Raw genomic sequence first — 23357 nt, 5'->3', positions numbered from 1 at the left:
TTTCTGGTGCGTACCGGGCTGAGAGGCGGTGTAAGTGAACTGTAGTTGCCATGTTTTACGGCAATGAGAGCAGAGATAGCGCTGATGTCCGGCAGTGCTTTTGCCGTTACGCACCACGCCTTCAGTAGCGGAGCAGGAAGGACATCTGATGGAAATGGAAGCCACGCAAGCACCTTAAAATCACCATCATACACTAAATCAGTAAGTTGGCAGCATTACCCGAAATGCCCACCATTTAATAACAAAATAGTAATGCTTACTAACAGCAATACTAAATTCAGACACATTACTGCAATACCGCCCACCGCAGTAATGCGGGCAATTTTATTAATCCCCTTTGAAGCAACGACGGTGACCAGAATCATCCATGCTACTGCCAGCAGACCAACCACCTGCGTAGGCTCCAGTCCGGCAATACGCCAGTGCTGGGTCATGTCGCTACCATAGAGGAATGTTGAGAACGGTACCCAAACTTTCGCGGAGGTACTCACCATCCAGATGATATAAGAGGAAAACCACATAAACGTACCAATGAAGGCAAAACGTGGTCCGACACTATTATTCATCCAGGAATAGATACCACCTTCTTCTTTGCGATAAGCAGCTCCCATTTCAGCCATCATTAAGGCGAATGGAATAAAGAATAACAATGCAGAAAATATATAAAAGGGAATCGCACTATAACCCATTAAGTAATAAGCCGATGGGCTATTGGCAAATCCAAATACGGAAGTAAAGATCATCAATATGAGTCCTATCAGACTCATCTTTTTTATCGTGTGAGGCATGAAACCATCCTTCATTTCAGCGCGTGTATAACACGTGCCCACTGAACTGCACTGCGCAACATTGAGCAGGCAGCGTAAAAACCAATACAGAATTGATACCCGGATGATATCAAATATCCAGTCTTAAATTGTGGCCTTTAACGGAAAAATGAAAACATATGCTACAGAATGGCGCTTATCACGCCATTCTTCGCTGTTAATTCAGTAATTTTTCAGAATTATGCCCGGTCAACGCTAAAGGCGATGACTTCAGCCAGTGTCTCCGCGCCCAGCGCCAACATCACCAGACGATCAACACCTAATGCCACGCCGGAACAGTCAGGCATACCGACTTTCAAGGCTTCAATCAGATTCTGGTCAATGGGGTGCTGCGGCAAACCGCGCGCCGCGCGCTTACGGTTATCTTGTTCAAAGCGTTGTTGCTGCTCACGGGCATCCGTTAATTCATGGAAACCATTCGCCAGCTCAATACCTTTATAATAAACCTCAAAGCGTTCAGCGACCCGATGATCTTCGGTACTGATTTGCGCCAGTGATGCCTGGCTGGCTGGAAAGTGGTACACAAAGGTCGGTTTTTCTTTGCCAATATTTGGCTCTACGCCAAAGGTAAACAGCAATTGTAGCAACGTGTCGCGGTCTTCTTCGGTATCAGCAACGTTACTCAAATTCAGTTTCGCTGCGACTTCCCGCAGTTGCGTTTTGTCGGCAGAGAGCGGGTCAATTTCCAGATAACGCAAGAAAGCTTGTTGATAAGAAAGGCTTTCTGCTGCCGGGCAGTCCAGCACCTGTTGTAAGAGATCGTCCACCTCGTTCATCAACCGGTACATATCATAGTGCGGTCGATACCACTCAAGCATAGTGAACTCAGGGTTGTGATAACGCCCCATCTCTTCATTACGGAAGCTGCGGCACAGCTGGAATACCGGCCCACAACCGGCAACCAGCAGGCGTTTCATATGGTATTCCGGGCTGGTCATTAACCAGAGATTCATCCCCTGCGAATGCCCGGGGCCAACGAAACGTGTCTCAAACGGGACCAAATGAATATCGGTTACCGTCGCCTGGCTCATACAAGGCGTCTCCACCTCCAGCACTCCACGATCAGCAAAGAAACGACGGATCTCCGCCATAATCGCCGCGCGTTTTAATAAGTTAGGAATGGATGCGCTCGGCTGCCAGGATGCCGTTTCGCTCATAGTTAAATCTCCAGTTTTTGACAAGGGCACGAAGTCTACTCGCAACGCGACGGCGAGACAAATTTTACGCAGGAATCAAACAGCGGTGGGCAGTGACTAAAAAAAGCACGATCTGATGGTTTAGTAATTAAATTAATCATCTTCAGTGATAATTTAGCCCTCTTGCGCACTAAAAAAATCGATCTCGTCAAATTTCAGACTTATCCATCAGACTATACTGTTGTACCTATAAAGGAGCAGTGGAATAGCGTTCGCAGACCGTAACTTTCAGGCACTTACCCTGAAGTACGGGGCTGTGGGATAAAAACAATCTGGAGGAATGTCGTGCAAACCTTTCAAGCCGATCTTGCCATTGTAGGCGCCGGTGGCGCGGGATTACGTGCTGCAATTGCTGCCGCGCAGGCAAATCCAAATGCAAAAATCGCACTAATCTCAAAAGTATACCCGATGCGTAGCCATACCGTTGCTGCAGAAGGGGGCTCCGCCGCTGTCGCGCAGGATCATGACAGCTTCGAATATCACTTTCACGATACAGTAGCGGGTGGCGACTGGTTGTGTGAGCAGGATGTCGTGGATTATTTCGTCCACCACTGCCCAACCGAAATGACCCAACTGGAACTGTGGGGGTGCCCATGGAGCCGTCGCCCGGATGGTAGCGTCAACGTACGTCGCTTCGGCGGCATGAAAATCGAGCGCACCTGGTTCGCCGCCGATAAGACCGGCTTCCATATGCTGCACACGCTGTTCCAGACCTCTCTGCAATTCCCGCAGATCCAGCGTTTTGACGAACATTTCGTGCTGGATATTCTGGTTGATGATGGTCATGTTCGCGGCCTGGTAGCAATGAACATGATGGAAGGCACGCTGGTGCAGATCCGTGCTAACGCGGTCGTTATGGCTACTGGCGGTGCGGGTCGCGTTTATCGTTACAACACCAACGGCGGCATCGTTACCGGTGACGGTATGGGTATGGCGCTAAGCCACGGCGTTCCGCTGCGTGACATGGAATTCGTTCAGTATCACCCAACCGGTCTGCCAGGTTCCGGTATCCTGATGACCGAAGGCTGCCGTGGTGAAGGCGGTATTCTGGTCAACAAAAATGGCTACCGTTATCTGCAAGATTACGGCATGGGCCCGGAAACTCCGCTGGGCGAGCCGAAAAACAAATATATGGAACTGGGTCCACGCGACAAAGTTTCTCAGGCCTTCTGGCACGAATGGCGTAAAGGCAACACCATCTCCACGCCGCGTGGCGATGTGGTTTATCTCGACTTGCGTCACCTCGGCGAGAAAAAACTGCATGAACGTCTGCCGTTCATCTGCGAACTGGCGAAAGCGTACGTTGGCGTCGATCCGGTTAAAGAACCGATTCCGGTACGTCCGACCGCACACTACACCATGGGCGGTATCGAAACCGATCAGAACTGTGAAACCCGCATTAAAGGTCTGTTCGCCGTGGGTGAATGTTCCTCTGTTGGTCTGCACGGTGCAAACCGTCTGGGCTCCAACTCCCTGGCGGAACTGGTGGTCTTCGGCCGTATGGCCGGTGAACAAGCGACAGAGCGTGCAGCAACTGCCGGTAATGGCAACGAAGAGGCAATTGAAGCGCAGGCAGCTGGCGTTGAACAACGTCTGAAAGATCTGGTTAACCAGGATGGCGGCGAAAACTGGGCGAAGATCCGCGACGAAATGGGCCTAGCAATGGAAGAAGGTTGCGGTATCTACCGTACGCCGGAACTGATGCAGAAAACCATCGACAAGCTGGCAGAGCTGCAGGAACGCTTCAAGCGCGTGCGCATCACCGACACCTCCAGCGTGTTCAACACCGACCTGCTCTACACCATTGAACTGGGCCACGGTCTGAACGTTGCTGAATGTATGGCGCACTCCGCAATGGCACGTAAAGAGTCCCGCGGCGCACACCAGCGTCTGGACGAAGGTTGCACCGAGCGTGACGACGTCAACTTCCTCAAACACACCCTCGCCTTCCGCGATGCTGATGGCACGACTCGCCTGGAGTACAGCGACGTGAAGATTACTACGCTGCCGCCAGCTAAACGCGTTTACGGTGGCGAAGCGGATGCAGCCGATAAGGCGGAAGCAGCCAATAAGAAGGAGAAGGCGAATGGCTGAGATGAAAAACCTGAAAATTGAGGTGGTGCGCTATAACCCGGAAGTCGATACCGCACCGCATAGCGCATTCTATGAAGTGCCTTATGACGCAACTACCTCATTACTGGATGCGCTGGGCTACATCAAAGACAACCTGGCACCGGACCTGAGTTACCGCTGGTCCTGCCGTATGGCGATTTGTGGTTCCTGCGGCATGATGGTTAACAACGTGCCAAAACTGGCATGTAAAACCTTCCTGCGTGATTACACCGACGGTATGAAGGTTGAAGCGTTAGCTAACTTCCCGATTGAACGCGATCTGGTGGTCGATATGACCCACTTCATCGAAAGTCTGGAAGCGATCAAACCGTACATCATCGGCAACTCCCGCACCGCGGATCAGGGTACTAACATCCAGACCCCGGCGCAGATGGCAAAGTATCACCAGTTCTCCGGTTGCATCAACTGTGGTCTGTGCTACGCCGCGTGCCCGCAGTTTGGCCTGAACCCAGAGTTCATCGGTCCGGCTGCCATTACGCTGGCGCATCGTTATAACGAAGATAGCCGCGACCACGGTAAGAAGGAGCGTATGGCGCAGTTGAACAGCCAGAACGGCGTATGGAGCTGTACTTTCGTGGGCTATTGCTCCGAAGTCTGCCCGAAACACGTCGATCCGGCTGCGGCCATTCAGCAGGGCAAAGTAGAAAGTTCGAAAGACTTTCTTATCGCGACCCTGAAACCACGCTAAGGAGTGCAACATGACGACTAAACGTAAACCGTATGTACGGCCAATGACGTCCACCTGGTGGAAAAAATTGCCGTTTTATCGCTTTTACATGCTGCGCGAAGGCACGGCGGTTCCGGCTGTGTGGTTCAGCATTGAACTGATTTTCGGGCTGTTTGCCCTGAAAAATGGCCCGGACGCCTGGGCGGGATTCGTCGACTTTTTACAAAACCCGGTTATCGTGATCATTAACCTGATCACTCTGGCGGCAGCTCTGCTGCACACCAAAACCTGGTTTGAACTGGCACCGAAAGCGGCCAATATCATTGTAAAAGACGAAAAAATGGGACCAGAGCCAATTATCAAAAGTCTCTGGGCGGTAACTGTGGTTGCCACCATCGTAATCCTGTTTGTTGCCCTGTACTGGTAAGGAGCCTGAGATGATTAATCCAAATCCAAAGCGTTCTGACGAACCGGTATTCTGGGGCCTCTTCGGGGCCGGTGGTATGTGGAGCGCAATTATTGCGCCGGTGATGATCCTGCTGGTGGGTATTCTGCTGCCACTGGGGCTGTTTCCGGGTGATGCGCTGAGCTACGAGCGCGTTCTGGCGTTCGCGCAGAGCTTCATTGGTCGCGTATTCCTGTTCCTGATGATCGTTCTGCCGCTGTGGTGTGGTTTACACCGTATGCACCACGCGATGCACGATCTGAAAATTCACGTGCCTGCGGGCAAATGGGTTTTCTACGGTCTGGCTGCTATCCTGACAGTTGTCACGCTGATTGGTATCGTTACAATCTAACGTATCGCCAATGTAAATCCGGCCCGCCTATGGCGGGCCGTTTTGTATGGAAACCAGACCTTATGTTCAAAACGACGCTCTGCGCCTTATTAATTACCGCCTCTTGCTCCACATTTGCTGCCCCTCAACAAATCAACGATATTGTGCATCGCACAATTACCCCGCTTATAGAGCAACAAAAGATCCCCGGTATGGCGGTGGCGGTAATTTATCAGGGTAAACCTTATTACTTTACCTGGGGCTATGCGGACATCGCCAAAAAGCAGCCCGTCACACAGCAAACGTTGTTTGAGTTAGGTTCGGTCAGCAAAACATTTACGGGCGTGCTTGGTGGCGATGCTATTGCTCGAGGGGAAATCAAGTTAAGCGATCCCGCAACAAAATACTGGCCTGAACTTACCGCTAAACAGTGGAATGGGATCACACTATTACATCTTGCGACCTACACCGCTGGCGGCCTGCCATTGCAGATGCCGGATGAAGTGAAATCCTCAAGCGACTTGCTGCGCTTCTATCAAAACTGGCAGCCTGCATGGGCTCCAGGAACACAACGTCTGTATGCCAACTCCAGTATCGGTTTGTTCGGCGCACTGGCTGTGAAGCCGTCTGGTTTGAGTTTTGAGCAGGCGATGCAAACTCGTGTCTTCCAGCCACTCAAACTCAACCATACGTGGATTAATGTACCGCCCGCAGAAGAAAAGAATTACGCCTGGGGATATCGCGAAGGCAAGGCAGTTCATGTTTCGCCAGGGGCGTTAGATGCTGAAGCTTATGGTGTGAAGTCGACCATTGAAGATATGGCCCGCTGGGTGCAAAGCAATTTAACCCCCCTTGATATCAATGAGAAAACGCTTCAACAAGGGATACAACTGGCACAATCTCGCTACTGGCAAACCGGCGATATGTATCAGGGCCTGGGCTGGGAAATGCTGGACTGGCCGGTCAATCCTGACAGCATCATTAACGGCAGTGACAATAAAATTGCACTGGCAGCACGCCCGGTAAAAGCGATTAAGCCCCCAACTCCTGCAGTACGCGCATCATGGGTACATAAAACGGGGGCGACCGGCGGATTTGGTAGCTATGTCGCGTTTATTCCAGAAAAAGAGCTGGGTATCGTGATGCTGGCTAACAAAAACTATCCCAATCCAGCGAGAGTCGCCGCCGCCTGTCAGATTCTCAACGCTCTACAGTAAAATTTCATCGGGTCCGAATTTTCGGACCTTTTCTGCGCTTTTCCTTGCTGTCATCTACACTTAGAAAAAAACCAGTAAGGAAACATTTATGCGCCTGCTCCCTCTCGTTGCCGCAGCGACAGCTGCATTTCTGGTCGTTGCCTGCAGTTCTCCTACGCCGCCGCGTGGCGTGACAGTAGTGAATAATTTCGACGCTAAACGCTATCTCGGTACCTGGTATGAGATTGCCCGTTTTGATCACCGTTTTGAACGTGGACTGGAAAAAGTCACCGCAACATACAGTCTGCGTGATGGCGGCGGCCTGAATGTCATCAATAAAGGCTATAACCCTGACAGAGAAATGTGGCAGCAGAGTGAAGGGAAAGCGTACTTTACCGGCGCACCAACACGCGCTGCGCTGAAAGTGTCATTCTTTGGTCCTTTCTATGGCGGTTATAACGTCATTGCACTTGATCGGGAATACCGCCATGCGCTGGTTTGCGGCCCGGACCGCGACTACCTGTGGATACTCTCCCGCACGCCAACCATTTCTGACGAAGTGAAACAGGAGATGCTGGCAGTCGCGACCCGGGAAGGGTTTGATGTCAGTAAGTTTATTTGGGTACAGCAGCCCGGTAGTTAGTGAGTGCTGAGTTTCAGACCAATAATCCCCAATACGATTAACGCCAGACTCGCCAGGCGCATCGGGTTAGCGGACTCACCGAGCAGCACAATGCCGGTGATAGCCGCGCCGACTGCGCCAATACCCGTCCACACGGCATAAGCCGTCCCTACTGGTAACGATTTCATCGCCCAGGCAAGTAGCGCCATACTGACAATCATCGCCGTCACGGTAATAACACTCGGCGTCAAACGACTAAAGCCGTGGGTATATTTCAGGCCAACGGCCCATACCACTTCCAGCAGACCAGCAATAACTAAGATAATCCAGGACATATCAGGCTCCGGAGAATTGGGGCCGTCCCCGGTGAAAAGACGCGTTTGCAGGTCGTCCTGCAAAGCTGATGGTTGAACGGATATTTTGCCAGGTGGCAGGGGAATTTCAACTATTACCTTAGTGACTATCGCAGAAAAAACAAACGGCACGACACAGCTGTCGTACCGTTATTGCTTATTGCTATTGCTGCGCTTTCGTTGCTGCGCCAGAAATCGCGTTACCGCCATCAGAAATGTCTTCACCAACGCCACGCGTGGTGTTGCAGGCAGTTAATACTGTTGAAAGCACCAGAACAGAAAAGATCGCTGCAATTGTCTTCTTCACCATAACGTCTTCCTTTTAGGTAATGTTATTTATGTTTGCCTATAGCAAATTAATAATAGACAACATCGCCAAAAATGACGGAAATCTGATGATTTTTCGGAAGAGAAGAAAAATTAGCTGGCAGCGCGAGAGATGGAGTTGCCGAGATGTTTGATGTCTTCGCCGAAACCGCGAGCGGTGTTACAGCCCGTGAGCAGCGTACTGGCAAGCAAAACAAGAACGATAAGGCGTTTCATCATCTCTGACCTGAATAAGTGATGGTGCAGCCTGCAGGCCGCACCACAACCGCATTACTTCACGCGAGAGACGTATTCACCAGAGCGGGTATCCACTTTGATGACTTCGCCGATTTGTACGAACAGCGGAACCTTAACCACAGCGCCAGTAGACAGGGTAGCCGGTTTGCCGCCAGTACCTGCGGTATCACCTTTCAGGCCCGGATCGGTATCAACGATTTCCAGTTCAACGAAGTTCGGCGGAGTAACGGAGATCGGCTGACCATTCCACAGAGTTACGATACACTCTGCCTGATCCAGCAGCCATTTAGCGTTATCGCCAATTGCTTTTGCATCAGCAGACAGCTGCTCGAAAGTTTCGTTGTTCATGAAGTGCCAGAACTCACCGTCGTTGTACAGGTAAGTCAGGTTCATATCGACAACATCAGCGCCTTCAGCGGAATCAGTAGATTTGAAGGTTTTTTCTACGCGAGTACCGGTCAGCAGACGACGCAGTTTAACGCGAGCAAATGCCTGGCCTTTACCCGGTTTTACGAATTCACTCGCTTCAACCGCGTAAGGTTCGCCGTCTAACATGATTTTAAGACCAGCACGAAAATCGTTGCTATAGTACGTTGCCATAAGGCCCTCTGAAATTTGTTAATTGGTAGCTAAGCCACAAAATGGCGCATATTGTAACCCTAAATACCCCATCCAGAGAAGATTGGTTAACGCAACTTGCCGATGTTGTGACCGATCCTGATGAACTTCTGCGTCTTTTGAATATAGACGCGGACGAAAAACTGTTGGCCGGACGCAGCGCCAAAAAGCTGTTTGCCCTGCGTGTGCCCCGCTCATTTATCGATCGCATGGAGAAAGGCAATCCGGACGATCCTCTTTTGCGTCAGGTACTTACCTCGCAAGATGAGTTTGTCGTCGCGTCCGGATTCTCCACCGACCCACTGGAAGAACAGCACAGCGTAGTGCCTGGTTTGTTGCATAAATACCACAACCGGGCGCTTTTGCTGGTCAAAGGCGGCTGCGCGGTAAATTGCCGCTATTGCTTCCGTCGCCACTTCCCCTATGCCGAAAATCAGGGCAACAAGCGTAACTGGCAGACTGCACTTGAGTATGTTGCTGCGCATCCGGAACTGGACGAGATGATTTTCTCCGGCGGCGATCCGCTGATGGCGAAAGATCACGAGCTGGACTGGTTGCTCACACAACTGGAAGCCATCCCGCATATCAAACGTCTGCGGATTCACAGTCGTCTGCCGATTGTGATCCCGGCACGCATCACAGATGCGCTGGTTGAACGCTTTTCACATTCTACGCTGCAAATCCTGCTGGTGAATCACATCAACCATGCCAATGAGATAGATGAAACATTCCGTCAGGCGATGGCTAAGTTGCGCCGGGTAGGCGTTACTTTGCTGAACCAGAGCGTTCTGTTACGTGATGTGAACGATAACGCACAAACGCTGGCAAACCTGAGTAATGCGTTGTTCGATGCCGGCGTGATGCCGTATTACCTGCATGTGCTCGATAAAGTACAGGGCGCAGCGCATTTTATGGTGAGTGATGACGAAGCACGGCAGATTATGCGTGAGTTGCTGACATTGGTGTCGGGATATCTGGTGCCGAAACTGGCGCGAGAAATTGGCGGCGAACCCAGCAAAACGCCGCTGGATCTCCAGCTACGCCAGCAGTTACTGATTAAACAGGGAAGTTAAACATTAAAATTGCCTGATGCGCTACGCTTATCAGGCCTACATCGTGCATTGAAATTGAATGGATTTGCAATGAACTGTAGGCCGGATAAGGCGTTTACGCCGCATCCGGCAAGAGCAACAAACGCAAGTACAGCAACCTGTCATTAAACTGAGAAATTTAATCTTTGCCCGTTGCATAACCTTTAATTATTCATATGCATTGCTGTTGTTACTTTTTATATAGCTAACACCAATAATTAACCTTTCTTTTCTGTTTATATAGAGTGAGCACGGCTATTTATGTTATTTTAACAACTATTACTACCAAGCCCATTTATCTGGCTTATAAATTAAAATTAATTATTTAATTGAGAAATGGTTAGGGAGAACCTACATGGCCATAAGCATCAAGGGTGTTAATACCGGTGTTATTCGCAAGAGTAATAATTTCATTGCACTGGCGCTGAAAATTAAAGAACCTCGCAATAAAGAATCGTTGTTCTTTATGTCTGTCATGGAACTGCGCGACCTGCTGATTGCGCTGGAAAGTCGTCTGCATCAAAAGCATAAACTGGATGCTGCTGCACGCCTTCAGTATGAGCAAGCTCGCGATAAAGTCATTAAGAAAATGGCAGAAAACATCCCAGAAATTCTGGTTGATGAGCTTAAAAATGCCGATATTAATCGTCGGGTTAACACGCTGGAACTTACCGATAATCAAGGCGAAAATCTTACCTTCGTATTAACGCTACATGACGGTAGCAAATGTGAGTTAGTCGTCAATGAGTTGCAGATTGAAATGCTAGCGCGAGCAATCATTCATGCAATTAATAATGCGGAAATGCGTGAACTGGCATTACGTATTACCTCACTGTTAGATTTCCTGCCGTTATATGACGTTGACTGCCAGGAAAATGGCAATCTGGAATATGACACCTATTCCCAACCGGAATGGAAACATAACTTGTTCGACCATTATCTGGCGGTGCTTTACCGCTTTAAAGATGAAAGTGGCAAAGAACAATTTAGCGGCGCAGTGGTGAAAACGCGTGAAGCAACGCCGGGTAAAGAAGTAGAGGCGATCACTCGCCGAATGCTTGATTTCAGCCCACGACTGAAAAAACTCGCGGGTGTGCCATGTCAGGTCTATGTTCGCACCGTAGCGGCGAATAACGCCCAACCGCTAACCCAGGATCAATGCTTACGCGCGCTGCATCACTTACGTGTTCAATCCACCAGCAAAACTGCACCACAGGCGAAATAATCTCATCTTTGCTAATGCGAGGCTGGAGCCATCCAGCCTGAAATGACTGATAACGTGATCGTTGGTCATGCCGGATGCGGCGTAAACGCCTTATCCGGCCTACAAATTCTCAAGCATTCAATCAGTTGCAATGCCTGCTGTAGGCCTGATAAGCGAAGCGCATCAGGCAATAATACGTTTGTCACCCAGCCTCTGGATCACATCAGTTCGGGCACTTATAAACCTGACCGATAATCTGGCTATCCGTCGGGACAAAACTGGACAACATTCCCTGCGACGGGCTGCTGATGCCATAAATCACGTTACCGCCCATTGCAGCCGCCTGGTTGCGCAGATCGTTTGCTGCGCCGCGCATAGAACCGCCCTCTTCTCCGTGTTGCCCGGAAAGCCAGTTGCTTTGCTTACCTGTCGCAGTACCAATCAGCTGGCACTCTGCGCCTGGCTGCTCGTCCACAATGCGTACACTCTGACCGGCAGCACTCAATTCGTTGCTGGAGCTACAACCCGCCATCAGTAGCGCGGCACCGACAATCCCTGCTAAGTATTTTACGTGCATGTTATTCCCCATAATCAATGAGCTGGACGCCACTCGCGTCGTCCGTGTCTGAATCTTATACTAGAAAGATGACCAAAAGAAAAACCCCCAGACATTTCTGCCCGGGGGTTTGTTTATTTCTGCGAGGTGCAGGGCAATTACATCATGCCGCCCATGCCACCCATGCCGCCCATACCGCCAGCAGCGCCTAAGTCAGCTGCATCGTTTTTCGGCAGGTCGGTAACCATGCACTCGGTGGTGATCATCAGGCCAGCCACAGAAGCCGCGTACTGCAGAGCAGAACGGGTTACTTTGGTTGGATCCAAGATACCCATGTCGATCATGTTGCCGTATTCTTCGGTTGCTGCGTTGTAACCGTAGTTGCCGTCGCCGCCTTTAACAGTGTTAGCAACAACAGACGGTTCTTCGCCGCAGTTCAATACGATCTGACGCAGCGGAGCTTCCATTGCACGCAGTGCAACTTTGATACCCACGTTCTGGTCTTCGTTCTGACCACGCAGGTCAGCCAGTTTAGACGCTACGCGGATCAGCGCAACACCACCACCAGCAACCACGCCTTCTTCTACCGCAGCACGGGTCGCGTGCAGGGCATCTTCAACGCGTGCTTTTTTCTCTTTCATTTCAACTTCGGTAGCAGCACCTACTTTGATAACTGCAACGCCGCCTGCCAGTTTCGCTACGCGCTCCTGCAGTTTTTCACGGTCGTAGTCAGAAGTTGCTTCTTCAATCTGCTGACGGATCTGAGCAACACGGCCCTGGATTGCAGCTTCTTCACCCACGCCATCAATGATGGTGGTGGTGTCTTTGTTGATCACAACACGTTTAGCCTGACCCAGGTCTTCCAGGGTTGCTTTTTCCAGCTCCATACCGATCTCTTCAGAGATTACGGTACCGCCAGTCAGGGTTGCGATATCCTGCAGCATAGCTTTACGGCGATCGCCGAAGCCCGGAGCTTTAACCGCAGCAACTTTCACGATGCCACGCATGGTGTTAACAACCAGAGTTGCCAGCGCTTCGCCTTCAACATCTTCAGCGATGATCAGCAGCGGTTTACCTGCTTTAGCAACGGCTTCCAGAACCGGCAGCATTTCGCGGATGTTGGAGATTTTCTTGTCAGCCAGCAGGATGAACGGGCTTTCCAGTTCTACTGCGCCAGTTTCCGGCTTGTTGATGAAGTAAGGAGACAGGTAGCCACGGTCGAACTGCATACCTTCAACCACGTCCAGTTCGTCCTGCAGACCGGTACCGTCTTCAACGGTGATAACGCCTTCTTTACCGACTTTGTCCATCGCTTCAGCGATCAGTTTACCTACGGTTTCGTCGGAGTTAGCGGAGATGGTACCAACCTGAGCAATCGCTTTAGAGTCAGAGCATGGTACGGACAGCGCTTTCAGTTCTTCAACTGCAGCGGTAACAGCTTTGTCGATACCACGTTTCAGGTCCATCGGGTTCATGCCCGCAGCAACTGCTTTCAGACCCTCAGTGATGATAGCCTGAGCCAGTACGGTTGCAGTGGTGGTACCGTCGCCTGCAGCGTCGTTCGCTTTAGAGGCAACTTCTTTCACCATCTGCGCACCCATATTTTCGAACTTGTCTTCCAGTTCGATTTCACGAGCAACGGAAACACCATCTTTGGTGATGGTCGGTGCACCGAAAGATTTATCCAGAACTACGTTACGGCCTTTCGGACCGAGGGTAACTTTCACTGCATCTGCCAGTACGTTTACGCCGCGCAGCATTTTCACACGAGCGTCGTTACCGAATTTTACGTCTTTAGCTGCCATTATCTTTATTCCTTAAATTCGTATGTTCAGTGTCGTGCGAGGATTACGCTTCAACAATTGCCAGAATGTCGCTTTCGGACATGATCAACACTTCTTCATTGTCGATCTTCTCAGATTTCACACCGTAGCCATCGTTGAAAATAACGATGTCGCCAACTTTCACATCCAGCGGCTTCACTTCGCCATTTTCAAGGATACGGCCATTGCCGACAGCCAGCACTTCGCCGCGGGTGGATTTAGCCGCTGCAGAGCCGGTCAGAACGATGCCGCCAGCAGATTTAGTTTCAACTTCTTTACGCTTGACGATCACGCGATCATGCAATGGACGAATATTCATTGATAACTCTCCTTTGAGAAAGTCCGTATCTGTTATGGGTGACGCCGGAGCTTACGTGGTTTCCCGGCTGGTGACCAGAGAAATGGGGATGAGGATTCGCCCCTTCAAGGGGGAAAAAGAAAAAAAATTCTGATCAGCACAAAATCGGGTGAAAACCCTGATTCACCTCACATTTCATCGCAATTTCTTCATCGCCGTCATAAGCGAATCTGATTGTGCTACCATCGAAAATCTACGCAGTTGCCCAAAATTTGGGCGCAATCGGATATCAACCCATGAGTGGACTCAAACAAGAACTGGGGCTGGCCCAGGGCATTGGCCTGCTATCGACGTCATTATTAGGCACCGGCGTGTTTGCCGTTCCTGCGTTAGCTGCACAGGTAGCAGGCAATAACAGCCTGTGGGCGTGGCCCGTTTTGATTATCTTAGTGTTCCCGATTGCGATTGTGTTTGCGATTCTGGGTCGCCACTATCCCTGCGCAGGCGGTGTCGCGCACTTCGTCGGTATGGCGTTTGGTTCGCGGCTTGAGCGAGTCACCGGCTGGTTGTTTTTATCGGTCATTCCCGTGGGTTTGCCAGCCGCGCTACAAATTGCCGCCGGGTTCGGCCAGGCAATGTTTGGCTGGCATAGCTGGCAACTGTTGTTGGCAGAACTCGGTACGCTGGCGCTGGTGTGGTATATCGGTACTCGCAGTGCCAGTTCCAGTGCTAATCTACAAACCGTTATTGCCGGACTTATCGTCGCGCTGATTGTCGCTATCTGGTGGGCGGGCGATATCAAACCTGCGAATATCCCCTTCCCGGCACCTGGTAATATCGAACTTACCGGGTTATTTGCTGCGTTATCAGTGATGTTCTGGTGTTTTGTCGGTCTGGAAGCATTTGCCCATCTTGCCTCGGAATTTAAAAATCCAGAGCGTGATTTTCCTCGCGCATTGATGATTGGTCTGCTGCTGGCAGGATTAGTCTACTGGGGCTGTACGGTAGTCGTCTTACACTTCGACGCCTATGGTGAAAAAATGGCGGCGGCAGCATCGCTTCCAAAAATTGTAGTGCAACTGTTCGGTGTAGGAGCGTTATGGATTGCCTGCGTGATTGGCTATCTGGCCTGCTTTGCCAGTCTCAACATTTATATACAGAGCTTCGCCCGCCTGGTCTGGTCGCAGGCGCAACATAATCCTGACCACTACCTGGCACGCCTCTCTTCTCGCCATATCCCGAATAATGCCCTCAATGCGGTGCTCGGCTGCTGTGTGGTGAGCACTTTGGTGATTCATGCTTTAGAGATCAGTCTGGACGCTCTTATTATTTATGCCAATGGCATCTTTATTATGATTTATCTGTTATGCATGCTGGCAGGCTGTAAATTATTGCAAGGACGTTATCGACTACTGGCGGTGGTTGGCGGGCTGTTATGCGTTCTGTTACTGGCAATGGTCGGCTGGAAAAGTCTCTATGCGCTGATCGTGCTGGCGGGGTTATGGCTGTTGCTGCCAAAACGAAAAACGCCGGAAAATGGCATAATCACATAATCCGGCGTTTCGACATTAATCCTGGCGATCGTCTTTATGATCAAGGCGGTCGCGCTCATCATCCTTTCGCTGGTACTCACCATCAAAAGTATTACCGCCACCGGTCCCGGCGCTAAAACCGCCGCCTGGCATACGAGAAAAGCGCAAATGCGGCATCAACTTCACTGTCAGATGCTTTTGCACCGGCGGTAATAAAAGCAGAAGACCGAGGAAGTCGGTGAAAAAGCCCGGTAATAAAAGCAGCAAACCGGCAATGATCAGCGAAACACTTTTAATCATCTCCGCCGCTGGGTTTTCACCCGCCGCCATTTTTTGCTGCATCAGCACGAAATTCTTAAAGCCCTGGTTACGTACCAGTGACATCCCGATAACTGACGTGAATATAACCAGCACGAGGGTCAGCAATACCCCCAATACATGGGCAACCTGAATAAAGATTGAAATCTCAATATAGACATAAAGGAAAATGGCAATAAAAGGTAACCAGCGCAAAGGTTTCTCCTGTAATAGCAGCCGGTAAAACCCGGCTACCTGAATGGGTTGCGAATCGCGTTCAGCTTATATTGTGGTCATTAGCAAAATTTCAAGATGTTTGCGCAACTATTTTTGGTAGTAATCCCAAAGCGGTGATCTATTTCACAAATTAATAATTAAGGGGTAAAAACCGACACTTAAAGTGATCCAGATTACGGTAGAAATCCTCAAGCAGCATATGATCTCGGGTATTCGGTCGATGCAGGGGATAATCGTCGGTCGAAAAACATTCGAAACCACATATATTCTGTGTGTTTAAAGCAAATCATTGGCAGCTTGAAAAAGAAGGTTCACATGTCAAACAACATTCGTATCGAAGAAGATCTGTTGGGTACCAGGGAAGTTCCAGCTGATGCCTACTATGGTGTTCACACTCTGAGAGCGATTGAAAACTTCTATATCAGCAACAACAAAATCAGTGATATTCCTGAATTTGTTCGCGGTATGGTAATGGTTAAAAAAGCCGCAGCTATGGCAAACAAAGAGCTGCAAACCATTCCTAAAAGTGTAGCGAATGCCATCATTGCCGCATGTGATGAAGTCCTGAACAACGGAAAATGCATGGATCAGTTCCCGGTAGACGTCTACCAGGGCGGCGCAGGTACTTCCGTAAACATGAACACCAACGAAGTGCTGGCCAATATCGGTCTGGAACTGATGGGTCACCAGAAAGGTGAATATCAGTACCTGAACCCGAACGACCATGTTAACAAATGTCAGTCCACTAACGACGCCTACCCGACCGGTTTCCGTATCGCAGTTTACTCTTCCCTGATTAAGCTGGTAGATGCGATTAACCAACTGCGTGAAGGCTTTGAACGTAAAGCTGTCGAATTCCAGGACATCCTGAAAATGGGTCGTACCCAGCTGCAGGACGCAGTACCGATGACCCTCGGTCAGGAATTCCGCGCTTTCAGCATCCTGCTGAAAGAAGAAGTGAAAAATATCCAACGTACCGCTGAACTGCTGCTGGAAGTTAACCTTGGCGCAACAGCAATCGGTACTGGTCTGAACACGCCGAAAGAGTACTCTCCGCTGGCAGTGAAAAAACTGGCTGAAGTCACTGGCTTCCCATGCGTACCGGCTGAAGACCTGATCGAAGCGACCTCTGACTGCGGCGCTTATGTTATGGTTCACGGCGCGCTGAAACGCCTGGCTGTGAAGATGTCCAAAATCTGTAACGACCTGCGCTTGCTCTCTTCTGGCCCACGTGCCGGCCTGAACGAGATCAACCTGCCGGAACTGCAGGCGGGCTCTTCCATCATGCCAGCTAAAGTAAACCCGGTTGTTCCGGAAGTGGTTAACCAGGTATGCTTCAAAGTCATCGGTAACGACACCACTGTTACCATGGCAGCAGAAGCAGGTCAGCTGCAGTTGAACGTTATGGAGCCGGTCATTGGCCAGGCCATGTTCGAATCCGTTCACATTCTGACCAACGCTTGCTACAACCTGCTGGAAAAATGCATTAACGGCATCACTGCTAACAAAGAAGTGTGCGAAGGTTACGTTTACAACTCTATCGGTATCGTTACTTACCTGAACCCGTTCATCGGTCACCACAACGGTGACATCGTGGGTAAAATCTGTGCCGAAACCGGTAAGAGTGTACGTGAAGTCGTTCTGGAACGCGGTCTGTTGACTGAAGCGGAACTTGACGATATTTTCTCCGTACAGAATCTGATGCACCCGGCTTACAAAGCAAAACGCTATACTGATGAAAGCGAACAGTAATCGTACAGGGTAGTACAAATAAAGAAGGCACGTCAGATGACGTGCCTTTTTTCTTGTGAACAGTAACTTAAAAACAACAACCTAATATCAACTTGTTAAAAAACAAGGAAGGCTAATATGCTAGTTGTAGAACTCATCATAGTTTTGCTGGCGATCTTCTTGGGCGCCAGATTGGGGGGAATAGGTATTGGTTTTGCAGGCGGATTGGGGGTGCTGGTTCTTGCCGCTATTGGCGTTAAACCCGGTAACATCCCGTTCGATGTCATTTCCATTATCATGGCGGTTATCGCCGCTATTTCTGCCATGCAGGTTGCTGGCGGTCTGGACTATCTGGTTCATCAGACAGAAAAGCTGCTGCGCCGTAACCCGAAATACATCACGATCCTCGCACCTATCGTGACCTATTTCCTGACAATCTTTGCTGGTACTGGCAACATCTCTCTGGCGACACTGCCAGTTATCGCTGAAGTTGCGAAGGAACAAGGCGTTAAACCTTGCCGTCCGCTCTCTACTGCAGTGGTATCCGCGCAGATTGCGATCACCGCATCGCCAATCTCAGCGGCAGTGGTTTACATGTCTTCCGTGATGGAAGGTCATGGCATCAGCTACCTCCATCTGCTCTCCGTGGTCATCCCGTCCACCCTGCTGGCGGTTCTGGTGATGTCCTTTCTGGTCACTATGCTGTTCAACTCCAAACTCTCTGACGATCCGATTTATCGCAAGCGTCTGGAAGAGGGCCTGGTTGAACTGCGCGGTGAAAAGCAGATTGAAATCAAATCCGGTGCAAAAACGTCCGTCTGGCTGTTCCTGCTGGGCGTAGTTGGCGTGGTTATCTATGCAATCATCAACAGCCCAAGCATGGGTCTGGTTGAAAAACCGCTGATGAACACCACCAACGCAATCCTGATCATCATGCTCAGCGTTGCAACTCTGACCACCGTTATCTGTAAAGTCGATACCGACAACATCCTCAACTCCAGCACCTTCAAAGCAGGTATGAGCGCCTGTATTTGTATCCTGGGTGTTGCGTGGCTGGGCGATACTTTCGTTTCCAACAACATCGACTGGATCAAAGATACCGCTGGTGAAGTGATTCAGGGTCATCCGTGGCTGCTGGCCGTCATCTTCTTCTTTGCTTCTGCTCTGCTGTACTCTCAGGCTGCAACCGCAAAAGCACTGATGCCGATGGCTCTGGCACTGAACGTTTCACCGCTGACCGCTGTTGCTTCTTTCGCTGCGGTGTCTGGTCTGTTCATTCTGCCGACCTACCCGACGCTGGTTGCTGCGGTACAGATGGATGACACGGGTACTACCCGTATCGGTAAATTCGTCTTCAACCATCCGTTCTTCATCCCGGGTACTCTGGGTGTTGCCCTGGCCGTTTGCTTCGGCTTCGTGCTGGGTAGCTTCATGCTGTAATGATCAATCGCGGGGCGTTCACGCCCCCGCTTTCTTTCCCGCCGACTAACATCCTTCCCCCGTACGTTGTATAGTGACCTCTCTCTTGCGGTTCCATCTGTTCTTGCGAGGTGTTTATGCTTGATGAAAAAAGTTCGAATACCGCGTCTGTCGTGGTGCTATGTACGGCACCAGATGAAGCGACAGCCCAGGATTTAGCTGCCAAAGTGCTGGCGGAAAAACTGGCGGCCTGCGCGACCTTGATCCCCGGCGCTACCTCTCTCTATTACTGGGAAGGTAAGCTGGAGCAAGAATACGAAGTGCAGATGATTTTAAAAACTACCGTATCTCACCAGCAGGCACTGCTGGAATGCCTGAAGTCTCATCATCCATATCAAACCCCGGAACTTCTGGTTTTACCTGTTACACACGGAGACACAGATTACCTCTCATGGCTCAACGCATCTTTACGCTGATCCTGCTACTTTGCAGCACTTCCGTTTTTGCCGGATTATTCGACGCGCCGGGACGTTCACAATTTGTCCCCGCGGATCAAGCCTTTACTTTTGATTTTCAGCAAAACCAACATGACCTTAATCTGACCTGGCAGATCAAAGACGGTTACTACCTCTACCGTAAACAGATCCGCATTACGCCGGAACACGCGAAAATTGCCGACGTGCAGCTGCCGCAAGGCGTCTGGCATGAAGATGAGTTTTACGGCAAAAGCGAGATTTACCGCGATCGGCTGACGCTTCCCGTAACCATCAACCAGGCGAGTGCGGGAGCGACGTTAACTGTCACCTACCAGGGCTGTGCTGATGCCGGTTTCTGTTATCCGCCAGAAACCAAAACCGTTCCGTTAAGCGAAGTGGTCGCCAACAACGCAGCGTCACAGCCTGTGTCTGTTTCGCAGCAAGAGCAGCACACCGCGCAATTGCCCTTTTCCGCGCTCTGGGCGTTGTTGATCGGTATTGGTATCGCCTTTACGCCATGCGTGCTGCCAATGTACCCACTGATTTCTGGCATCGTGCTGGGTGGTAAACAGCGGCTCTCCACTGCCAGAGCATTGTTGCTGACCTTTATTTATGTGCAGGGGATGGCACTGACTTACACGGCGCTGGGTCTGGTAGTTGCCGCCGCAGGGTTACAGTTCCAGGCGGCGCTACAGCACCCATACGTGCTCATTGGCCTCGCCATCGTCTTTACCTTGCTGGCGATGTCAATGTTTGGCTTGTTTACTCTACAACTCCCCTCTTCGCTGCAAACACGTCTCACGTTGATGAGCAATCGCCAACAGGGCGGCTCACCTGGCGGTGTGTTTGTTATGGGGGCGATTGCCGGACTTATCTGTTCACCATGCACCACCGCACCGCTTAGCGCGATTCTGCTGTATATCGCCCAAAGCGGGAACATGTGGCTGGGCGGCGGCACGCTTTATCTCTATGCGTTGGGCATGGGCCTGCCGCTGATGCTAATTACCGTCTTTGGTAACCGCTTGCTGCCGAAAAGCGGCCCGTGGATGGAACAAGTCAAAACCGCGTTTGGTTTTGTGATCCTCGCACTGCCGGTCTTCCTGCTGGAGCGAGTGATTGGTGATGTATGGGGATTACGCTTGTGGTCGGCGCTGGGTGTCGCATTCTTTGGCTGGGCCTTTATCACCAGCCTACAGGCTAAACGCGGTTGGATGCGCGTGGTGCAAATAATCCTGCTGGCAGCGGCATTGGTTAGCGTGCGCCCACTTCAGGATTGGGCATTTGGTGCGACGCATACCGCGCAAACTCAGACGCATCTCAACTTTACACAAATCAAAACGGTAGATGAGTTAAATCATGCGCTCGTTGAAGCCAAAGGCAAACCGGTGATGTTAGATCTTTATGCCGACTGGTGCGTCGCCTGTAAAGAGTTTGAGAAATACACCTTCAGCGACCCGCAGGTGCAAAAAGCGTTAGCAGACACGGTCTTACTTCAGGCCAACATCACGGCCAACGACGCACAAGATGTGGCGCTGTTAAAGCATCTTAATGTCCTTGGCCTACCGACAATTCTCTTTTTTGACGGACAAGGCCAGGAGCATCCACAAGCACGCGTCACGGGCTTTATGGATGCTGAAACCTTCAGCGCACATTTGCGCGATCGCCAACCGTGAACGACACTTGCAGCGGGAAAGACGGAGGAAAATAGCGTGCAACGTGAAGATGTACTGGGAGAAGCCCTGAAATTATTAGAATTACAAGGGATTGCCAACACCACGCTGGAGATGGTTGCTGAACGTGTGGATTATCCACTGGACGAGCTACGCCGCTTCTGGCCAGACAAAGAGGCAATCCTCTACGATGCGCTGCGTTATCTTAGCCAACAGATAGATGTCTGGCGTCGTCAGCTGATGCTGGACGAAACGCAAACCGCCGAACAAAAGCAGCTGGCACGTTATCAGGCGTTATCGGAGTGCGTTAAAAACAACCGCTATCCGGGCTGTCTATTTATCGCTGCCTGTACGTTTTATCCCGATCCTGGCCACCCTATTCATCAACTGGCCGATCAGCAAAAAAGCGCGGCCTACGATTTCACCCACGAACTGTTAACCACACTGGAAGTTGACGATCCGGCGATGGTAGCAAAGCAGATGGAACTGGTGCTGGAAGGCTGTTTAAGCCGAATGCTGGTGAATCGTAGCCAGGCGGATGTCGACACTGCACATCGGCTGGCGGAAGATATCCTGCGCTTCGCCCGCTGCCGCCAGGGTGGTGCATTGACCTGACAGAAACACAGAAAAGAAGCGATTTGCCGCAATCTTAAGCAGTTGAATCGCTTTTACTGAAATTAGGTTGACGAGATGTGCAGATTACGGTTTAATGCGCCCCGTTGCCCGGATAGCTCAGTCGGTAGAGCAGGGGATTGAAAATCCCCGTGTCCTTGGTTCGATTCCGAGTCCGGGCACCAAATTCATATCAACGGACCTCTACGGAGGTTCGTTTTTCGTTTCAGAACGCCACGATTTAAGCGTTCTGCCTACAAATCAATTCTACCGAACTCAACCAGATTCCCCCCACATCAACCCCATTGTGTGGGTATAATTGCGGGCATACCCCAGTTCGACAGAATTTGTACCCTCTTTAACGCATTCAGAAGGCTGAACTATGGCACTGACTGACGCAAAAATCCGGGCTGCAAAGCCCACTGACAAGGCTTATAAACTCACTGACGGGACTGGCATGTTCCTGCTGGTACATCCTAATGGCTCCCGTTACTGGCGTCTCCGTTATCGTATTCTGGGTAAGGAGAAGACTCTGGCACTTGGTGTGTATCCAGAAGTTTCTCTCTCCGAAGCTCGTACAAAACGGGATGAGGCCCGAAAACTGATTTCGGAGGGGGTTGACCCTTGCGAACAGAAAAGAGCTAAAAAAGTAGTCCCTGATTTACAGCTCTCTTTTGAACATATTGCGCGACGCTGGCATGCCAGTAATAAACAATGGGCACAATCACACAGCGATAAAGTACTCAAAAGCCTCGAGACTCACGTTTTCCCCTTTATCGGCAACCGGGATATCACAACACTCAATACCCCGGATCTGCTTATCCCTGTTCGTGCTGCAGAAGCTAAACAAATTTATGAAATCGCCAGTCGTCTGCAGCAAAGAATATCTGCCGTAATGCGTTATGCCGTACAGTCTGGCATCATCAGATATAATCCTGCTCTGGATATGGCTGGCGCATTGACTACGGTAAAACGCCAGCATCGCCCCGCTCTTGATCTTTCTCGCCTGCCTGAACTTTTGTCGCGTATTGGCAGTTACAAAGGGCAAACTGTCACCCAGCTTGCCGTTATGCTGAATTTACTGGTTTTTATTCGTTCCAGTGAACTCAGATACGCCCGCTGGTCTGAAATTGATATTGACAATGCCATGTGGACTATTCCAGCCGAACGCGAACCCCTGCCAGGCGTAAAATTCTCACACCGGGGCTCCAAGATGCGAACACCACATCTTGTGCCACTCAGCAAACAGGCTGTAGCCATACTGACAGAACTACAGACATGGGCTGGTGAAAATGGTCTGATCTTTACGGGAGCACATGACCCGCGTAAACCAATCAGTGAAAATGTAATGAACGCATCTCACACAATTAAACACGGAGCAGTATGATGGTTAAAAGGGTGAAACTGGCAGGTGTGGAGCCTCGCAGATTTCCGGCATCATAGTGCCCAATACGGGATG

24 protein-coding genes, 1 tRNA gene and 2 pseudogenes are annotated in these 23357 nt (G+C 50.5%); 16 read left to right on the top strand and 11 right to left on the bottom strand.

Annotated elements, in window-relative coordinates:
- From BHE85_RS20880 to epmA, 3 genes and pseudogenes are all read right to left on the bottom strand, one after another.
- Positions 1-165 (bottom strand): IS1 family transposase (locus BHE85_RS20880; RefSeq protein WP_047664789.1); only part of this gene is annotated, 165 nt, incomplete at its 3' end.
- 56 nt (positions 166-221) lie between these two features.
- Positions 222-788 (bottom strand): annotated as a pseudogene (locus BHE85_RS20875) (amino acid permease); the annotation flags it as partial.
- Between the two features lie 218 nt (positions 789-1006).
- Entirely contained in the window at positions 1007-1984 is a 978-nt protein-coding gene (gene epmA / locus BHE85_RS20870; RefSeq protein WP_000004776.1) for an elongation factor P--(R)-beta-lysine ligase, read from the bottom strand.
- Positions 1985-2308: 324 nt separating this feature from the next.
- Here epmA and frdA point away from each other — a divergent pair, with 324 nt between their 5' ends.
- From frdA to blc, 6 genes are all read left to right on the top strand, one after another.
- Positions 2309-4117: a fumarate reductase (quinol) flavoprotein subunit gene (gene frdA / locus BHE85_RS20865; RefSeq protein WP_001192985.1), complete on the top strand. Its 1809-nt coding sequence runs from the start codon at positions 2309-2311 to the stop codon at positions 4115-4117.
- Entirely contained in the window at positions 4110-4844 is a 735-nt protein-coding gene (gene frdB / locus BHE85_RS20860; RefSeq protein ID WP_000829498.1) for a fumarate reductase iron-sulfur protein, read from the top strand. Before frdA ends, frdB begins: the two co-directional genes overlap by 8 nt.
- 10 nt (positions 4845-4854) lie before the next feature.
- Positions 4855-5250 (top strand): fumarate reductase subunit FrdC, encoded by a 396-nt coding sequence (frdC, locus tag BHE85_RS20855; protein ID WP_000208752.1) that lies wholly within the window; start codon positions 4855-4857, stop codon positions 5248-5250.
- A 10-nt stretch (positions 5251-5260) separates the two neighbouring features.
- A complete protein-coding gene (gene frdD, locus BHE85_RS20850; protein WP_001299198.1) occupies positions 5261-5620 on the top strand; it encodes a fumarate reductase subunit FrdD in 360 nt (119 codons plus the stop codon).
- A gap of 62 nt (positions 5621-5682) precedes the next feature.
- On the top strand, positions 5683-6816 hold the full coding sequence (locus BHE85_RS20845; RefSeq protein ID WP_004988656.1) for a BlaEC family class C beta-lactamase: 1134 nt from the start codon (positions 5683-5685) through the stop codon (positions 6814-6816).
- Positions 6817-6904: 88 nt separating this feature from the next.
- Positions 6905-7438 (top strand): lipocalin Blc, encoded by a 534-nt coding sequence (gene blc, locus BHE85_RS20840; RefSeq protein ID WP_001238381.1) that lies wholly within the window; start codon positions 6905-6907, stop codon positions 7436-7438.
- On the opposite strand, the gene sugE is transcribed toward blc, so the two are convergent.
- From sugE to efp, 4 genes are all read right to left on the bottom strand, one after another.
- Positions 7435-7752, bottom strand: coding sequence for a quaternary ammonium compound efflux SMR transporter SugE (sugE, locus tag BHE85_RS20835; protein WP_000118482.1), 318 nt, complete (start codon positions 7750-7752; stop codon positions 7435-7437). The genes blc and sugE overlap by 4 nt on opposite strands.
- 181 nt (positions 7753-7933) lie before the next feature.
- Positions 7934-8080 (bottom strand): lipoprotein toxin entericidin B, encoded by a 147-nt coding sequence (gene ecnB, locus BHE85_RS20830; protein WP_000239596.1) that lies wholly within the window; start codon positions 8078-8080, stop codon positions 7934-7936.
- 110 nt (positions 8081-8190) lie between these two features.
- The gene (ecnA, locus tag BHE85_RS20825; protein WP_000977757.1) at positions 8191-8316 is read right to left on the bottom strand and encodes a lipoprotein antitoxin entericidin A; all 126 of its coding nucleotides are present in this window, start codon (positions 8314-8316) and stop codon (positions 8191-8193) included.
- A 51-nt stretch (positions 8317-8367) separates the two neighbouring features.
- A complete protein-coding gene (gene efp / locus BHE85_RS20820; RefSeq protein WP_000257278.1) occupies positions 8368-8934 on the bottom strand; it encodes an elongation factor P in 567 nt (188 codons plus the stop codon).
- A 41-nt stretch (positions 8935-8975) separates the two neighbouring features.
- Between efp and epmB the strand changes: the two genes are divergently transcribed.
- Positions 8976-10025: an EF-P beta-lysylation protein EpmB gene (gene epmB, locus BHE85_RS20815; protein WP_000940527.1), complete on the top strand. Its 1050-nt coding sequence runs from the start codon at positions 8976-8978 to the stop codon at positions 10023-10025.
- A 373-nt stretch (positions 10026-10398) separates the two neighbouring features.
- Positions 10399-11268, top strand: a complete 870-nt coding sequence (locus tag BHE85_RS20810) for a YjeJ family protein (protein ID WP_001008051.1) — start codon at positions 10399-10401, stop codon at positions 11266-11268.
- A 202-nt stretch (positions 11269-11470) separates the two neighbouring features.
- On the opposite strand, the gene BHE85_RS20805 is transcribed toward BHE85_RS20810, so the two are convergent.
- From BHE85_RS20805 to BHE85_RS20795, 3 genes are all read right to left on the bottom strand, one after another.
- Positions 11471-11824 carry a DUF4156 domain-containing protein gene (locus BHE85_RS20805; RefSeq protein ID WP_000558209.1) on the bottom strand — a complete coding sequence of 118 codons (354 nt, stop codon included), beginning with the start codon at positions 11822-11824 and terminating at the stop codon, positions 11471-11473.
- Positions 11825-11961: 137 nt separating this feature from the next.
- On the bottom strand, positions 11962-13608 hold the full coding sequence (groL, locus tag BHE85_RS20800; protein WP_000729117.1) for a chaperonin GroEL: 1647 nt from the start codon (positions 13606-13608) through the stop codon (positions 11962-11964).
- 43 nt (positions 13609-13651) lie between these two features.
- Positions 13652-13945, bottom strand: a complete 294-nt coding sequence (locus tag BHE85_RS20795) for a co-chaperone GroES (RefSeq protein WP_001026276.1) — start codon at positions 13943-13945, stop codon at positions 13652-13654.
- Between the two features lie 275 nt (positions 13946-14220).
- On the opposite strand from BHE85_RS20795, the gene yjeH reads away from it, so the two are divergent.
- Positions 14221-15477: an L-methionine/branched-chain amino acid transporter gene (yjeH, locus tag BHE85_RS20790; RefSeq protein ID WP_039064352.1), complete on the top strand. Its 1257-nt coding sequence runs from the start codon at positions 14221-14223 to the stop codon at positions 15475-15477.
- Positions 15478-15492: 15 nt separating this feature from the next.
- Here yjeH and BHE85_RS20785 read toward each other — a convergent pair whose 3' ends face one another.
- Positions 15493-15969 (bottom strand): FxsA family protein, encoded by a 477-nt coding sequence (locus BHE85_RS20785; protein WP_001267448.1) that lies wholly within the window; start codon positions 15967-15969, stop codon positions 15493-15495.
- 336 nt (positions 15970-16305) lie between these two features.
- On the opposite strand from BHE85_RS20785, the gene aspA reads away from it, so the two are divergent.
- The 7 genes and pseudogenes from aspA to BHE85_RS20750 all read left to right on the top strand — a co-directional run.
- On the top strand, positions 16306-17742 hold the full coding sequence (aspA, locus tag BHE85_RS20780; protein WP_000069437.1) for an aspartate ammonia-lyase: 1437 nt from the start codon (positions 16306-16308) through the stop codon (positions 17740-17742).
- A gap of 117 nt (positions 17743-17859) precedes the next feature.
- The gene (gene dcuA / locus BHE85_RS20775; RefSeq protein ID WP_000961959.1) at positions 17860-19161 is read left to right on the top strand and encodes an anaerobic C4-dicarboxylate transporter DcuA; all 1302 of its coding nucleotides are present in this window, start codon (positions 17860-17862) and stop codon (positions 19159-19161) included.
- 116 nt (positions 19162-19277) lie between these two features.
- On the top strand, positions 19278-19616 hold the full coding sequence (gene cutA / locus BHE85_RS20770) for a divalent cation tolerance protein CutA (protein ID WP_000883400.1): 339 nt from the start codon (positions 19278-19280) through the stop codon (positions 19614-19616).
- A complete protein-coding gene (gene dsbD / locus BHE85_RS20765; protein ID WP_000068975.1) occupies positions 19592-21289 on the top strand; it encodes a protein-disulfide reductase DsbD in 1698 nt (565 codons plus the stop codon). The genes cutA and dsbD overlap by 25 nt, the downstream gene beginning before the upstream one ends.
- Positions 21290-21325: 36 nt before the next feature.
- Positions 21326-21901, top strand: coding sequence for a transcriptional regulator (locus BHE85_RS20760; protein ID WP_001188521.1), 576 nt, complete (start codon positions 21326-21328; stop codon positions 21899-21901).
- Positions 21902-22007: 106 nt separating this feature from the next.
- Positions 22008-22083: transfer RNA gene (locus BHE85_RS20755), tRNA-Phe, on the top strand.
- Positions 22084-22280: 197 nt separating this feature from the next.
- Positions 22281-23252: pseudogene (locus BHE85_RS20750) on the top strand (tyrosine-type recombinase/integrase); the annotation flags it as partial.
- Positions 23253-23357 lie beyond the last annotated feature (105 nt).

It is taken from the genome of Shigella sp. FC1567 (assembly GCF_001743015.1).
Classification (GTDB): Bacteria; Pseudomonadota; Gammaproteobacteria; order Enterobacterales; family Enterobacteriaceae; genus Escherichia; species Escherichia coli.
Note: the sequence above shows the minus strand (reverse complement) of the source record. Positions and strands in the feature narration are given on the sequence as shown.

What these genes read in the sequence shown, in the direction of transcription:
- BHE85_RS20845 (WP_004988656.1), top strand. Translation starts at nt 5,683, where the DNA reads ATGTTCAAAACGACGCTCTGCGCCTTATTAATTACCGCCTCTTGCTCC.
- epmB (WP_000940527.1), top strand. Translation starts at nt 8,976, where the DNA reads ATGGCGCATATTGTAACCCTAAATACCCCATCCAGAGAAGATTGGTTA.
- frdB (WP_000829498.1), top strand. Translation starts at nt 4,110, where the DNA reads ATGGCTGAGATGAAAAACCTGAAAATTGAGGTGGTGCGCTATAACCCG.
- frdD (WP_001299198.1), top strand. Translation starts at nt 5,261, where the DNA reads ATGATTAATCCAAATCCAAAGCGTTCTGACGAACCGGTATTCTGGGGC.
- dsbD (WP_000068975.1), top strand. Translation starts at nt 19,592, where the DNA reads ATGGCTCAACGCATCTTTACGCTGATCCTGCTACTTTGCAGCACTTCC.
- yjeH (WP_039064352.1), top strand. Translation starts at nt 14,221, where the DNA reads ATGAGTGGACTCAAACAAGAACTGGGGCTGGCCCAGGGCATTGGCCTG.
- BHE85_RS20810 (WP_001008051.1), top strand. Translation starts at nt 10,399, where the DNA reads ATGGCCATAAGCATCAAGGGTGTTAATACCGGTGTTATTCGCAAGAGT.
- ecnB (WP_000239596.1), bottom strand. Translation starts at nt 8,080, where the DNA reads ATGGTGAAGAAGACAATTGCAGCGATCTTTTCTGTTCTGGTGCTTTCA.
- epmA (WP_000004776.1), bottom strand. Translation starts at nt 1,984, where the DNA reads ATGAGCGAAACGGCATCCTGGCAGCCGAGCGCATCCATTCCTAACTTA.
- blc (WP_001238381.1), top strand. Translation starts at nt 6,905, where the DNA reads ATGCGCCTGCTCCCTCTCGTTGCCGCAGCGACAGCTGCATTTCTGGTC.
- aspA (WP_000069437.1), top strand. Translation starts at nt 16,306, where the DNA reads ATGTCAAACAACATTCGTATCGAAGAAGATCTGTTGGGTACCAGGGAA.
- cutA (WP_000883400.1), top strand. Translation starts at nt 19,278, where the DNA reads ATGCTTGATGAAAAAAGTTCGAATACCGCGTCTGTCGTGGTGCTATGT.
- BHE85_RS20805 (WP_000558209.1), bottom strand. Translation starts at nt 11,824, where the DNA reads ATGCACGTAAAATACTTAGCAGGGATTGTCGGTGCCGCGCTACTGATG.
- frdC (WP_000208752.1), top strand. Translation starts at nt 4,855, where the DNA reads ATGACGACTAAACGTAAACCGTATGTACGGCCAATGACGTCCACCTGG.
- BHE85_RS20795 (WP_001026276.1), bottom strand. Translation starts at nt 13,945, where the DNA reads ATGAATATTCGTCCATTGCATGATCGCGTGATCGTCAAGCGTAAAGAA.
- sugE (WP_000118482.1), bottom strand. Translation starts at nt 7,752, where the DNA reads ATGTCCTGGATTATCTTAGTTATTGCTGGTCTGCTGGAAGTGGTATGG.
- efp (WP_000257278.1), bottom strand. Translation starts at nt 8,934, where the DNA reads ATGGCAACGTACTATAGCAACGATTTTCGTGCTGGTCTTAAAATCATG.
- groL (WP_000729117.1), bottom strand. Translation starts at nt 13,608, where the DNA reads ATGGCAGCTAAAGACGTAAAATTCGGTAACGACGCTCGTGTGAAAATG.
- ecnA (WP_000977757.1), bottom strand. Translation starts at nt 8,316, where the DNA reads ATGATGAAACGCCTTATCGTTCTTGTTTTGCTTGCCAGTACGCTGCTC.
- dcuA (WP_000961959.1), top strand. Translation starts at nt 17,860, where the DNA reads ATGCTAGTTGTAGAACTCATCATAGTTTTGCTGGCGATCTTCTTGGGC.